Annotated in this window: 14 protein-coding genes and 1 pseudogene; 8 read left to right on the top strand and 7 right to left on the bottom strand. The window is 57.2% G+C overall.

The features are described 5' to 3' along the window. Positions 1 to 58: 58 nt before the first annotated feature. The 3 genes from glcF to GOV89_RS19100 all read right to left on the bottom strand — a co-directional run bounded on the left by glcF (position 59) and on the right by GOV89_RS19100 (position 3,996). Positions 59 to 1,372, bottom strand: a complete 1,314-nt coding sequence (glcF, locus tag GOV89_RS19110) for a glycolate oxidase subunit GlcF (RefSeq protein WP_171238828.1) — start codon at positions 1,370 to 1,372, stop codon at positions 59 to 61. A gap of 4 nt (positions 1,373 to 1,376) precedes the next feature. Beyond that, positions 1,377 to 2,495 carry an FAD-binding protein gene (locus GOV89_RS19105; protein WP_171238827.1) on the bottom strand — a complete coding sequence of 373 codons (1,119 nt, stop codon included), beginning with the start codon at positions 2,493 to 2,495 and terminating at the stop codon, positions 1,377 to 1,379. 61 nt (positions 2,496 to 2,556) lie between these two features. Next, on the bottom strand, positions 2,557 to 3,996 hold the full coding sequence (locus GOV89_RS19100; RefSeq protein ID WP_171181061.1) for an FAD-linked oxidase C-terminal domain-containing protein: 1,440 nt from the start codon (positions 3,994 to 3,996) through the stop codon (positions 2,557 to 2,559). 82 nt (positions 3,997 to 4,078) lie between these two features. Between GOV89_RS19100 and GOV89_RS19095 the strand changes: the two genes are divergently transcribed. Both GOV89_RS19095 and GOV89_RS19090 read left to right on the top strand, forming a co-directional pair. Then, a complete protein-coding gene (locus tag GOV89_RS19095; protein ID WP_171096663.1) occupies positions 4,079 to 4,789 on the top strand; it encodes a DUF599 domain-containing protein in 711 nt (236 codons plus the stop codon). A 5-nt stretch (positions 4,790 to 4,794) separates the two neighbouring features. Continuing rightward, positions 4,795 to 5,172: a hypothetical protein gene (locus tag GOV89_RS19090; protein WP_371732334.1), complete on the top strand. Its 378-nt coding sequence runs from the start codon at positions 4,795 to 4,797 to the stop codon at positions 5,170 to 5,172. A 3-nt stretch (positions 5,173 to 5,175) separates the two neighbouring features. On the opposite strand, the gene GOV89_RS19085 is transcribed toward GOV89_RS19090, so the two are convergent. The 4 genes from GOV89_RS19085 to GOV89_RS19070 form a co-directional block, all read right to left on the bottom strand. Then, positions 5,176 to 5,661 (bottom strand): flavodoxin family protein, encoded by a 486-nt coding sequence (locus tag GOV89_RS19085; RefSeq protein ID WP_171181058.1) that lies wholly within the window; start codon positions 5,659 to 5,661, stop codon positions 5,176 to 5,178. Position 5,662: 1 nt separating this feature from the next. After that, positions 5,663 to 6,133 (bottom strand): 23S rRNA (pseudouridine(1915)-N(3))-methyltransferase RlmH, encoded by a 471-nt coding sequence (gene rlmH, locus GOV89_RS19080; protein WP_171181056.1) that lies wholly within the window; start codon positions 6,131 to 6,133, stop codon positions 5,663 to 5,665. Between the two features lie 44 nt (positions 6,134 to 6,177). Continuing rightward, the gene (gene rsfS, locus GOV89_RS19075; RefSeq protein WP_171181054.1) at positions 6,178 to 6,537 is read right to left on the bottom strand and encodes a ribosome silencing factor; all 360 of its coding nucleotides are present in this window, start codon (positions 6,535 to 6,537) and stop codon (positions 6,178 to 6,180) included. 164 nt (positions 6,538 to 6,701) lie between these two features. Continuing rightward, entirely contained in the window at positions 6,702 to 8,054 is a 1,353-nt protein-coding gene (locus tag GOV89_RS19070) for a mechanosensitive ion channel family protein (RefSeq protein WP_171181043.1), read from the bottom strand. 90 nt (positions 8,055 to 8,144) lie between these two features. On the opposite strand from GOV89_RS19070, the gene GOV89_RS19065 reads away from it, so the two are divergent. From GOV89_RS19065 to GOV89_RS19040, 6 genes and pseudogenes are all read left to right on the top strand, one after another. After that, positions 8,145 to 8,252, top strand: coding sequence for an isopropylmalate isomerase (locus GOV89_RS19065; protein WP_171181041.1), 108 nt, complete (start codon positions 8,145 to 8,147; stop codon positions 8,250 to 8,252). A 43-nt stretch (positions 8,253 to 8,295) separates the two neighbouring features. Beyond that, positions 8,296 to 9,699: a 3-isopropylmalate dehydratase large subunit gene (gene leuC, locus GOV89_RS19060; protein WP_171181038.1), complete on the top strand. Its 1,404-nt coding sequence runs from the start codon at positions 8,296 to 8,298 to the stop codon at positions 9,697 to 9,699. A gap of 37 nt (positions 9,700 to 9,736) precedes the next feature. Further along, positions 9,737 to 10,282, top strand: a complete 546-nt coding sequence (locus tag GOV89_RS19055) for an HdeD family acid-resistance protein (protein ID WP_171181036.1) — start codon at positions 9,737 to 9,739, stop codon at positions 10,280 to 10,282. A gap of 42 nt (positions 10,283 to 10,324) precedes the next feature. Next, complete coding sequence (gene leuD / locus GOV89_RS19050; protein ID WP_171181033.1) at positions 10,325 to 10,930, top strand: 3-isopropylmalate dehydratase small subunit; 606 nt, start codon at positions 10,325 to 10,327, stop codon at positions 10,928 to 10,930. Positions 10,931 to 11,263: 333 nt separating this feature from the next. Beyond that, positions 11,264 to 12,094 (top strand): hypothetical protein, encoded by an 831-nt coding sequence (locus tag GOV89_RS19045; protein WP_171181031.1) that lies wholly within the window; start codon positions 11,264 to 11,266, stop codon positions 12,092 to 12,094. Continuing rightward, positions 12,091 to 13,119: pseudogene (locus GOV89_RS19040) on the top strand (endonuclease/exonuclease/phosphatase family protein). The gene GOV89_RS19045 and the pseudogene GOV89_RS19040 overlap by 4 nt, the downstream one beginning before the upstream one ends. Positions 13,120 to 13,283: the final 164 nt, after the last annotated feature.

Here is a 13,283-nt window from a genome sequence, read left to right as displayed (position 1 = left end):
GGCAATCAGGGGTTATAAGAAATTCCGGGCAAGTGATGCGCGTCGGCACCAAAGCGAATTACTTCAGGATCGGTACAGCGTCCCTGGGGTGTTGCAACGACGGCGGCCTTGGTCCGCCGGTCGCCCAGTCCAACAATTCAACCGTGTGCACGACCGGCACTTGGGTACCCGACCCGATCTGCATCATGCATCCGATGTTTCCGGCTGAGATCAGGTCCGGCTTCTTCGCCTCCAGCGTTTTGACCTTGCGCTTTTTCAATTGGCCCGAAATCTCGGGCTGCATCAGGTTGTAGGTGCCTGCGCTGCCACAGCACAGATGGCTATCTGCAGGCTCAACAACTTGGAACCCTGCCCGTTTCAGCAAGTCCTTAGGATAGGTCTTAATCTTTTGTCCGTGCTGCAACGAACAGGCCGCGTGATAAGCGACCGTAAGGTCTTGGTCGCGCCCTTCAGGAAGGTCCAGTTGCATGACCAACTCGCTGATATCCATGGCAATACCCGCGACACGCGCCGCGTCCTTGGCCAGAGAGTCATTGCGGAACATGTGCCCATAGTCTTTCACCGTCGTGCCACAACCAGACGTATTGATGACGATGGCGTCCAAGCCGTCACCATCCATTTCGCGCGCCCAGGCCTTGATATTGGCTGCGGCAGCCGCGTGGCTTTCACGACTTTTACCCATGTGGTGCGTCAAGGCTCCACAACATCCGGCGCCTTCGGCCACCACAACCTCGCACCCCAAACGCGTCAGTAACCGGATCGTAGCATCGTTAATGTCGGTATTTAGAGCCTTCTGTGCGCAGCCGGTCATCAGCGCGACACGCTTTCTTCGTTCTCCCTTGGGCGCAAAGCTCTGAGGGTCGTCGTTGCGACTGACCGGCGGGATGTGCTTTGGGGCCATGTCCAGCATCGCCCGCAACCGGGCGTCGGGCATCAGAAACCGAAACGGACGGCCCAACTTTGCTCCGATCAAGGCCCAGCGAAATCGCATCGGGTAGGGTAGGATTTGGGCAAGAATCGAACGCAGGATACGGTCCGTCAAAGGACGTTTGTAATTCGCCTCGATATATTCGCGCGCATGATCGACCAGGTGCATGTAATGCACGCCCGAAGGGCAAGTGGTCATGCAAGCCAGGCAGGACAAGCAGCGATCAATATGCTTGACCGTCTTTTCATCCGGTACACGTTCGTTTTCCAGCATGTCCTTGATCAGGTAAATACGACCGCGCGGGCTGTCCAATTCATCCCCCAACACCTGATAGGTTGGGCATGTCGCAGTGCAAAACCCACAATGGACACAGCTGCGCAAAATCTCATTCGAACGCTGAATGGCCGGATCTTCCAGCTGTTTTTTCGTAAATGTTGTCTGCATCGCGCTATCCCATGAGTCCCGGATTGAACACAGATCGCGGGTCGAATCTTGCCCGTATCCCCTGTGTTAGAGCCGAAACAGCAGCATTTTCCGGCTGAAACCGCCCCAGATTCTGTATGTCTTCCGGGGTCGCGCGCACCAGGGTCGAATGTCCCTCGAGATCACTTAGTTCAGATCGCAGATCAGTGCCTTCCGGTGCTAAAGTCCAGATCAGACCCCCACCCCAGTCCACGACCCTGTTCGGGTTGGCGTCACCGACCACACGGATCATGTCAGTCGGTTTGACAGAGGTTTTCCAGACATTGCCCGGTCTGTCGGCAAAAGGCTCAATATCACGCACTTCGCGCCAAATGGCGGTGTTTTCGGCCGCATCAGTGACAACCTGATCCGGATTCGTTTCCGCAAAGAGCTCTTGCAACTTGGAAACGCGATATTCGACCGATTGGTCAAACCCTTCAATCCGCAGCACCGTCCGGGACGGCTTGCCGCCGCCCTCGGGCAACCGAGCCGCACCGTTGACTTCGTATGGCGATCCCAACGCGTCACAAAACAACTTTGACGTCACGACCCATCCGCGATCCTCCCAAACAAGCGTCGCAACGGCCTCTGGCTTGGGTAGCACTTTCAGCGAAACCTCGGTCAACACGCCCAAAGTGCCCCAGGACCCAGCCATCAACTTCACCAGATCATAACCGGTGACGTTCTTCATCACCCGTCCGCCATTCTTGACCACTTGACCGCGCCCATCGACAAAGCGAACGCCCAACAGAAAATCCCGGCACGCCCCGGCCTGTATCCGCCTCGGCCCAGATACGTTTGCCGCCACAACACCACCGATGGTCGGTTCGCCCGAAGTTCCAAGCAATCCACGATGGTCCATCGGCTCGAACGCCAGTTGTTGCCCCTCCGCGTCCAGCGCGGCTTCAATCTCGGCCAACGGCGTGCCTGACTTAGCCACAAGTGTTAGGGCTCCGGGTTCGTAAAGGGTGATACCGCTCAGCCCGGAAACGTTCAGTTCAGGCTCCGGCCCGGTCACACCACGCGTTCCGCCCCCGGCTATGCGCACTGGCTCGGTCAGCCCGGCCACCAGATCCGCCAATTCGTCTTCCGTTTCAGGTCTCATGTGCTTCATCTTTTCACAAAAACTCCGGGGAAACCGCGCCTGCGCAATTGGGGCAGAGCCCCTATTCCGCCGCAAGGCGCCTCGCCTCGGATGCGTCCAAGGGGAACACCTTCGCGGGATTCAACAACCACTGCGGATCGAACACATCTTTAATCGCCATCTGCGCCTCAAGATCCGCTGGCGCGTACTGGTGTGCCATCAGATCACGCTTTTCGATGCCGACACCATGTTCTCCGGTCAGGCACCCGCCTACGTCGACACACAGCTTCAGAATATCAGCACCAAATGCTTCGCATTTCTCCAGATCGCCCGGTTTGTTGGCGTCAAACAGGATCAAGGGGTGCATGTTGCCGTCACCCGCGTGGAAGACATTGCCAACGGGCAGGCCGTATTCCTCGCTCAACTCACCGATGCGGCGCAGGACTTCGGGTAAGGAGGATACCGGGATGGTGCCGTCCAGACACATGTAATCGTTCATTTGACCCATCGCGCCAAAAGCCGATTTGCGACCCAGCCAAATCTTCGCGCTTTCTTCGGCAGACTGGCTCTCACGCAATTCAACAGGATTGTGGCGCTTGGCGATTTCTATGATCTTCGCCAACTGATAGTCGATCTCAGCCTCCGAGCCTTCGACCTCGACAATCAGCAAGGCGGTGCAATCGGGATACCCGGCATGCGCAAAATTCTCGCAGGCTTGAATGCACAGGGTGTCCATGAACTCGATCGCAACCGGCAAGATGCCCGATTTGATAATGTCAGAGACACATTGGCCCGCGACCTCATTGTCGTCGAACCCCATCAGAACCGGTCGCGCCCCTTCGGGTTTACGCAGAATGCGCAGCGTGGCCTCGGTCACCACGCCCAGCTGCCCCTCTGAGCCACAAATAACACCCAGCAGGTCCAGGCCAGAGGCATCCAGATGCGCGCCGCCGATTTCCACAACACTGCCGTCCATCATCACCATGGTCACGCCCAGCAGGTTGTTCGTGGTCACACCGTATTTCAGGCAATGCGCGCCACCCGAATTCATCGCGATATTGCCCGCAATGGCACAGGCCAATTGCGAAGACGGATCGGGCGCATAAAAGAAATCCTCTTCCTCGACCGCGCCTGTCACGCTCAGATTGGTCCGTCCGGTCTGCACCTTTATGAAGCGGTTGTCATAATCGACCTCCAGCACCTCATTCATCCGCGCCACGCCCAGAATGACGCAATCCGCAGTCGGCAAGGCCCCACCCGCCAGTGACGTGCCGGAGCCACGTGGCACCACAGGAACCCCTTCTTCATAGCAGATTCGCAGGACATCAGACACGTCCTGCGTCGTTGACGGAAGTACTGCCAGCATCGGCGGGCAGCGATAAGCGGTCAGCGCGTCACACTCATAGGCCCGCGTCTCAGCCGGATCGTGAATCACAGCATCCTCAGGCAATACCTGCAGCAATCGCGCCAGAACGGCTTGCTTTCGCGCCAGAACATCGGGATTTGGCCGGGGCATTTCCATCGCTGATCCTCCAATTTGGTAAAATAATATTACCAATTTCATGATCTGGCAAGTTCTTCCGTTCAGTTTTACTGTCACGCCCATGACCTGGATCGAACGTGCCGCTTTGTTTGCCCCTTTGGATTACGCCGCCCTCGGCTTGCTGCTGGGCGCATGGCTGTGGATAGGGTGGAAGATCGAACATCCGTCGCCACAGAGGCGATCTGTCTCGCAAATGATGGACAATTACCGCCGCGACTGGATGCGCGAGATGGTGACGCGCCAACCGCGCATGTTTGACGCGCAGGTTGTGGCCGCCATGCGGCAGGGCAGCACGTTCTTTGCATCCACCACGATGATTGCCATCGGCGGCGGGCTGGCCCTGCTGGGCAATACCGAGCGACTTGCCGGGGTGGCCAGCGACCTTGCCATTGGAAGCGCACCCGCTTTGGTGTGGGAAATCAAGATACTTGTCGTCGTACTTCTGCTGGCCAACGCATTCCTGAAATATGTCTGGGCGCATCGCTTGTTTGGCTATTGTGCTGTGTTGATGGCCTCGGTCCCGAACGATCCCGAAGACCCGCAGGCGTACCCGCGCGCCGCTCAGTCGGCCGAAATTTGCGTCACAGCCGCCCGCAGCTTTAACCGTGGCCTGCGCGCCACCTATTTTGCATTGGCCTCGCTGGCATGGTTCCTCGGGCCAATCGCTTTGATGCTGAGCACCATAATCACGTTCGGTGTTTTGTATCGACGCGAGTTTGCTTCGCAGTCCCGAACAATCCTGATATCCCAATCCCCTTACACAGAGACGTGATCCCGATGCGCCGTGATAACCCGTACATTCGCGCCATGCGATATGTGATTCTCAGCGCCTTCCTGGCCAGCCCTGCCTTTGCCGACCCCCCAACGATCGAGAAGGTCGCGGCCACCCGCGGCGGCGACACATGGCGCTTCGATGTCACGATCCGGCACCCGGACACCGGATGGGATGACTACGCCGATGGCTGGCGCGTTTTGGACATGAATGGCAATGAACTAGGGATGCGTGTCCTGCATCATCCGCATGTGGATGAGCAGCCGTTCACCCGCTCGCTGAGCGGTGTAGCGATACCCGAAGGCACAACCCAGGTCCAGATTCAGGCACGAGACAATGTCGGTGGCTGGGGTGAAGACACAACGGTGATTGACCTGTACTGAAGTTCAGAACACCCCAAGGGCCAAGCCTGCCGCCATCGCTGCACCGATCTCGCGGCATTTCTCAAGTTGTCCTTCGGGGATGGTCTTTTCGGCCAGAATCGCTTCGGACGTTTGTGAATGAGTGCAGAGGATCAGAGGCGGCTGCACTTCTTTCAACCGCCAGCCGGTTGCAATGCGCGCGGTTTGGCGCGCGGCGTTGGCACCATCTGATCCTGCACAAACCATTTGCGCATAAGGGCGACCTTCGATCTTACCCAGAACCGGATAGTAGCTGCGGTCGAAAAACTCTTTCATCAGACCTGAAATTGCGGCCAGATTTTCCGGGGCACAGAAGATATAGCCATCCGCGCCCAACAAATCCTCAGGACCGGCCTGATCAGCGGTTTTCAGAACAATGTCTGCCTCGTCGTGACCCGCCGCAGCCGCCGCTTCGGCCATTTGCCGGGCGCCACCAGTGCGCGAATGGTAAACGATCAGAAGCTGCGCCATGTCAGACCCGGTGATAAGGGCCGCCCGACAGGATGGTTGCGGCCCGGTAAAGTTGCTCGGCCAGCATCACACGGACCAGCATATGGGGCCAGACCATTGACCCGAATGAGATGGAAAAATCGGCCTCGGCCCGCAGATTAGGGTCTATTCCGTCCGCTCCGCCAATAACCAGCGCCAAATCCTGCCGCCCGGCATCACGCCAGCCGCCCAGCTTCTTGGCAAAATCGGGTGAGGACATGACCCGTCCGCGCTCATCCAATGTACAGATCACCGCGCCTTTGGGCAGCGCTTTGCGCAGAAGAGCAGCCTCGGCCCCCATGCCTGCATTTTTCTTGTCTTCGACCTCGATCACGCGGGCGGGACCAAGGCCCAAGCCGCGGCCGGTCCGGTCAAATCGGTTCACGTAATCATCAAGCAGGGACTTTTCCGGTCCAGCGCGCAATCGCCCGACCGCAACTATGCTGATACGCATATCTCTCTCGCCTCCGGCCCCTCAATGCGGGCCAGGATGGCGCCTCAGTTCGCCGAGGCGCTGCCGCCCTGAGGCAGCCACATCTTTTCCAGCTGATAGAATTCACGCACTTCGGGGCGGAAGATATGGACGATCACGTCGCCCGTATCGATCAACACCCAGTCGCCGGCATCCTTGCCTTCAACCTTCGAAGTGAAACCGAATTCCTGCTTGATGCGATCCGTCAACTTTTCCGCCATGGCCGATACCTGACGGGTCGACCGACCCGAGGCAATCACCATGTGATCCGCAACAGAAGACTTACCTTGCAGGTTGATCTGCACGACGTCTTCGGCCTTGTCATCGGTAAGTGAGGAAAGGATACGCTCAAGCAGCTTGTCGCTGATTGACTGAGAGTGGGCCATTACACTGGCCCCATCATCGGCGGGCAAACCCGCCTGAGTATGTAGAGACAGGGCATAGTCCTCCTTTGCTGCGCGCCGTGAAACCCCGGCGCCGGGGTACTAATAAGGTAACAAGGGGATTGCAACATTTCAATGAATGCAAACCAAAGGTCGCGTACGCGTGTTCACTCTTCAACGATCTGTTGCGCGGTTACGCCGTCTGGCAGTAACCGAACCTCGCGCTGCGGGAACGGGATCGAGATGCCTTCTTCCTTGAAAGCGTCCCAAAGCGCCAGATAGACATTGCCGCGAATATTGGTCAGCCCTTTGGTCGGATCGCTGATCCAAAAGCGCAACACATAGTCAACGCTGCTGTCGCCAAAGCCGGTGATGTGGCAAACCGGCTCATGGGACCCTCCGCTCAGAACCCGTGTCACCGCTTTCACCGCCCGGATCGCCGTGGAACGAACCTTGTGAGGGTCATCGTCATAGCTGGTGCCAAAATCCAGATCCAAACGCACGAACTTGTCGGAATGCGACCAGTTCACCACTTGATTGGTGATCAGATCCTCGTTCGGGATCAGGTATTCCCGCCCATCCCGAGTGACCACCGAGACGTATCGCGCACCCAATGCGTTGATCCAACCGAACGTGTCGCCCAGCGAAATAACGTCGCCGGGCTTGATCGAGCGGTCCATCAGAATGATGATCCCGGAAATCAGGTTTGACACCACTTTTTGCAGGCCAAACCCGATGCCCACACCGATCGCCCCCGACAGCAGCGCGATACCTGTCAGATCAAACCCTAGCGTGCGGATGGCGGTCAAAAAGACTGCGCCATAAAGCAGAACCTGAATGCCCTTGGCTAAAAGCACCTGCATTGACGGCGTGATGTCATCATTGCTCTGCAACCCCTGCTCAGCCGCCCGGGTGCCGATGCGCGCCAACGTCAGCAGAACGCCAATCAGCAGAATCGCCTTGAGAATGCCCAGCGCCGAAATGTGCAGATCGCCGATGGAAATCGCCACGCCATCCAGAAAACCTGCCACGTCATCCGTCAGGTTCAATGCAACGAGCGTTGCATAGACCCACATGGCCCATTTGAAGATGCGCCGCAGTGTGCGGTTTCGTACAAGTCTGGCGATCAGCGCAATAGCCAGCCAAGCCGCTGCCAATGTTGCAAGCACACCAATAAAATAGCTGCGAGACGGCCAGGTGACGTGCTGCATAATCAAATACAGCGACCAGGATAAAATCACGAAATAAACCAGTGTCAGCCGCCGCATCAGCTGGACGAGCACGCGCAGGCGCCACTTTGGCCATCCGCTTCGCGCTCGTGCCCAAGCTTCCCATCTGGACTGCGTCAGAGCTTTTAGCAGGAAGGCCAGCGCCCACAGGAACAGGATGATAATCAACTGGTATTGCCGCCAGCCCGGTGTAACGACCAATTCGACCATTTTTCCAAACTGAACAGAAAAAGCCCCGACCATGTTGTTGTATAGGTCCGACAACGTGCTGGGGATCAGGTCTTGGTTCATGATCACAGCTTGGACAGCAACGCCGGGTGATGCAAGCCTGACACCGGATTGAACCTTGATTGACAGTCAAGCCCGATATATCTGGACCGCATGAGACTCAACTTGGCCCCTGCTCCGAAACTGCAAGACCGCACGCGCCTGCGTGAACGGTTCTTTGGGGCCGCCCGCACGGTTCTGGCCCGCCTATCTGCGGCCTGAGCCAACTCGCCAGCCATTTCTCATTACATACGGGAGAGGACCGATGTCCCCCAAAACACTCTATGACAAGATCTGGGATGCCCATGTCGCGCACGAAGCCGATGATGGCACCTGTTTGCTTTATATCGACCGCCATCTGGTGCACGAAGTGACCAGCCCGCAAGCCTTTGAAGGGCTGCGGATGGCCGGTCGCAAGGTGCGCGCGCCGGAAAAAACTATCGCTGTGCCGGATCACAACGTGCCCACTACACCGGACCGCGTGAACGGAATTGAAAACCCGGAATCGCGCATCCAGGTCGAAGCACTGGACAAGAACGCCAAGGATTTCGGTATTCACTACTACCCCGTGAACGATGTGCGTCAGGGCATTGTGCACATCGTTGGCCCTGAACAGGGTTGGACCCTGCCCGGCATGACCGTTGTTTGCGGCGACAGCCACACGGCGACTCACGGCGCGTTCGGTGCGTTGGCCCACGGCATCGGCACCTCTGAGGTCGAGCATGTTCTGGCCACGCAAACGCTGATCCAGAAGAAATCCAAGAACATGAAGGTGGAAATCACCGGCAAACTGCAGCCGGGTGTGACCGCCAAAGACATCACTTTGGCCGTGATCGGTGAAACCGGCACAGCCGGTGGCACGGGTTATGTGATAGAGTATTGCGGCGAAGCGATCCGTGATCTGTCGATGGAAGGTCGTATGACCGTCTGTAACATGGCCATCGAAGGCGGCGCGCGCGCTGGCCTGATCGCGCCGGATGAAACCACCTTTGAATACGTCAAAGGCCGCCCGCACGCCCCCAAGGGCGCGCAGTGGGAAGCCGCTTTGAACTGGTGGAAAACGCTTTACACAGACGAAAACGCGCATTTTGACAAGGTCATCACCCTGCGTGGCGAGGATATTGCTCCGGTTGTGACTTGGGGCACCAGCCCTGAAGATGTTCTGCCGATCACCGCATCTGTACCTCACCCTGAAGACTTCGAAGGAGGCAAGGTCGACGCGGCCCGCCGTTCGATCGAATACATGGGTCTGGAAGCCGGTCAGAAGCTCAGCGATGTGGAAATCGACACAGTGTTCATCGGGTCCTGCACCAATGGCCGCATCGAAGACCTGCGCGCCGCGGCCGAAATTCTGAAGGGCAAAAAGATCAAGGACGGAATGCGCGCCATGGTCGTGCCCGGTTCGGGTCTGGTTCGTGCGCAGGCCGAGGAAGAAGGTCTGGCGGACATCTTCAAAGAGGCCGGGTTCGAATGGCGTCTGGCCGGATGTTCGATGTGTCTGGCGATGAACCCGGATCAGTTGCAACCGGGCGAGCGCTGTGCCGCGACCTCGAACCGCAACTTCGAAGGTCGTCAGGGCCGTGGTGGTCGGACCCATTTGCTGAGCCCGGCAATGGCTGCCGCAGCGGCAATCACAGGACGGCTGACAGACGTCCGTGAATTGATGTAAGCTTCCCTCATATCTAGATATTTGAGGGATTGAAAACATGAGTGACTGGATCAAATGGCTCCTGCTGGGGCTTCTGTCCATAGCGTTCGGTATCTTTGTGCTGGGCGCGCCAGTTGTGGCGTCTGTGGCCGTCACGGTCGTGACCGGAGCGTTGCTTCTGATCTCGGGCGCGTTGCAGGTGGTCGGCGGTTTCACCGTTGAAGGCACCGGCAACAAGATCCTGTCGCTCATCATGGGTGCGGTCATGCTGTTTCTGGGCTGGTCCTTTCTGGGTCACCCATTGCAGGGTACGCTGACGCTGGCGACCGTGATGCTGATCCTGTTCATGGCAGGCGGCATCGCGCGGGTCATTCTGTCGTTCCAGATGAAAGGAACACAGTTTTTCTGGCCCACCATGATCTCGGGCATCTTGTCGATCATCCTTGCCGGTATCATCTGGAGCTATGTCGGGCAGGAGCCACAGGCATTGCTGAGTATACTGGGGATCTTCTTGGGCATCGAGATGCTGTTCAACGGGTTCGGATTGGTCTTCATGGCGTTCTTCGTCAAGAACGCACCCAAAGACGAAACAAAAGAAGCTTAAACGCGGGGCATGGGCGCGGCCCTCTCCCGCAGGAGTGTGAACATGGAAAAGTTTGACAAAGTCCACGGGGTGGCCGCCCCAATGCCGCTGATCAATATCGACACCGATATGATCATTCCGAAAGTGCACCTGAAAACTATCAAGCGGTCCGGCCTGGGCGTCGTTCTGTTTGACGAGATGCGCTATCACGATGACGGGCAGGAGAACGAGGAATTCGTCCTGAACAAACCCGCCTATCGCGAGGCCGAGATTCTGGTGGCTGGCGACAATTTCGGCTGCGGCTCATCGCGCGAGCACGCGCCTTGGGCGATCAAGGATTTCGGCATCAAGGTTGTGATCTCGACCAGCTTTGCCGACATCTTCTTCAACAACTGCTTCAAGAACGGTATCCTGCCCATCGTGGTCGAGGAAGAGCATCATGCAGTCCTGATGGAAGACGCGCACAAAGGCGAGAACGCCCGCATGACCGTTCATCTGGAAGATCAGCAGATCACAACCTCGGATGGTGTTGTCATCGAATTCGACATCGACCCACACCGCAAGCACTGCTTGCTGAACGGTTTGGACGATATCGGCCTGACAATGGAAAAAGACCACCACATCGACAAATTCGAAGATCACGCCGGTCAAGCCCGCCCTTGGGTCTGATTCTGGGGTCGAATCTGTGGATACTCAACCTAACGGGGTCGCCTAGGTGGCCCCGCTCTCATTCTTGGGGTTGATTTTCCAACAACCACAACATCTTGGTCTCAAATTGAGATACACGTCGAATTTGCGCCCAAAATGATGCAATCCCGCACCAGTTGCGCCATCATTTTGCCCGAAATCACGTGTTTTCTGCACCCTGTCTTGAGCGAAATGCCGCTTATCGTTCATCTTGGCGCTAACGAGGCATCCGTCGCAAAGACGAGATTGGACGGGCACAAGTTGGATACAAGTCGGCAAAGATCGGCTGGTCCGGTTTGAAAAAGGGTTCGGAATGTGATTGCACGCACAACAGGGGCGGCTATACGCGGAGTACTTGTGGCACTGATGGTGCTGACACCCGCGTTGTATCTGCCTGTATCATCGACGAACGGGACCGAAATACTGGTCTTCCTCGCGATCCTCGCGTTCATACTGACGTTCGCCGAGTATAACTCGGCCTTTCCCAGCTTTATAGAATTTCGCGATGCCCCACCGGTCAACCGCCTGCGTTTTGTTGGCCTTATGTCGATGGTCACGTTTTTGACGCTAATCTGCAAAAACGTTTATGCTCCAACAGAACTGACAACCTTTTCTTACGGCGTTGGTCTGGCCGTCGCCAACGTGGTGGACTTTCCCTATTCTCCGGTGCGCCTGATCGTGTTGATGCTGCCAGCGGATGCCAGCCAGTCGCTGATCGAACTGATTAGGGTTACAGCCAGCGTAGCCTACGTCGCGGCTTTGGTGACGATCGCCAGTTTTGCCTATGCCGTCAAAGTCCGGGGGTGGCCCACAGGAAACGGTGCCTTCAATGTATGGACCAATCTTCCTTTGTTTGACCCCACCAAGGGCGGAGATGTCGTTATTCGGTTGCAACGTGATGGCCGCCTGAACATCTGTATCGGTATTTTGCTACCGTTCCTCATACCGGCCGTCATAAAACTGATGAACAGTGTGATCGCTCCGATTTCGCTGAACAATCCACAGACACTGATCTGGATGATGAGCGCCTGGGCCTTCCTGCCCGCCAGCATGATCATGCGCGGTGTGGCCACCCTGCGTATCGCCGGGCTGATCGTGGAAAAACGGCGCGCCTATTCAACAAGCGAGACGACTCAGGCCGCATGATCCGCCTGCTTATCCTGCTTCTGCTGCCCATTGCGGCGCAGGCAGAAGTCGTGCGCATCGCCACCTACAACACCGAGCTGAGCCGAAAAGGCCCGGCGCTGTTGCTGCGGGACATAGACCGGGATGACGCCCAGGTTCTTGCAGCCATCGACGTGGTTTCAGCCGCCCGCCCCGACATTATCGCGCTTCAGGGTATCGACTGGGATCTGGAGGGAGCCGCAGTCAACGCTCTGTCTCAAAAGCTGCGCGCCGCTGGTCTGGACTATGGTTACTTTTATGCCGCTCAGCCCAATTCTGGCTTGGAAACACCGTTGGATCTGGATGGTGATGGACGCACACAAGGCCCCGGTGACGCGCAGGGCTGGGGCCGTTTCACCGGACAGGGCGGGCTGGCAATTCTGTCCCGCTATGAAATCGTCACCGAAGAGATTTTGAACTTTTCAGAGCTGCTCTGGCAAGATCTTCCGGGGGCAGCATTACCTTTCGTGGATGACCGCCCTTTTCCGTCTTAAGAAGCACACCAAATACAGCGCCTGTCCTCAACAGCGCATTGGGTGGTGCCCATTGAAACACCTTTGGGGCGGCTCAACCTGATGACCTTTCACGCAGCCCCACCGGTGTTCGATGGGCCCGAGGATCGCAACGGACTGCGCAATCGGGATGAGATTAGGTTTTGGTCTGTCCTGCTGAGCGGTGATCTGGGGCCGGTTCCAAATGGTCCCTTCGTCATTGCGGGTGATGCCAACCTCGATCCCGAGCGCGGGGAAGGTCACAAACGGGCCATTCGCACCCTTCTGACCGATCCTCGCCTTCAAGATCCGGTACCGACAGACCCATCAGGCTCGTCCGTAACAGTTGACTGGAAAGCGACGGGTGAAATGCGCGTCGATTACGTTTTACCGTCTCGCGATCTGCGTGTCTTGGATTCAGGTGTTCTATGGCCCAAAGATGGTGAACCTTTGTGGGACAATGCGCATCGTGCAAGCAGGCACCGGCTGGTCTGGGTCGACGTGGCGCTGCCATAGCTCTTTGCCCCGAGAATACGTTTAAAAAAACCCCAATTTGAGTTTCATTGACGGAACCGCGTCTTTGAGTTTCACTGATCTGGAACCCTCATACCTGCCTGCGCGCAAGGTTTTGCGCCCACAGTTTCCCTCAGAGGTGATGGCGGTCGATTGAGTTCTGAAAT

The organism is Ruegeria sp. HKCCA5763 (genome assembly GCF_013034545.1).
Classification (GTDB): domain Bacteria; phylum Pseudomonadota; class Alphaproteobacteria; order Rhodobacterales; family Rhodobacteraceae; genus Ruegeria.
The sequence above is the reverse complement of the archived record's forward strand: the minus strand, read 5'-3'. Positions and strand labels throughout refer to the sequence as shown.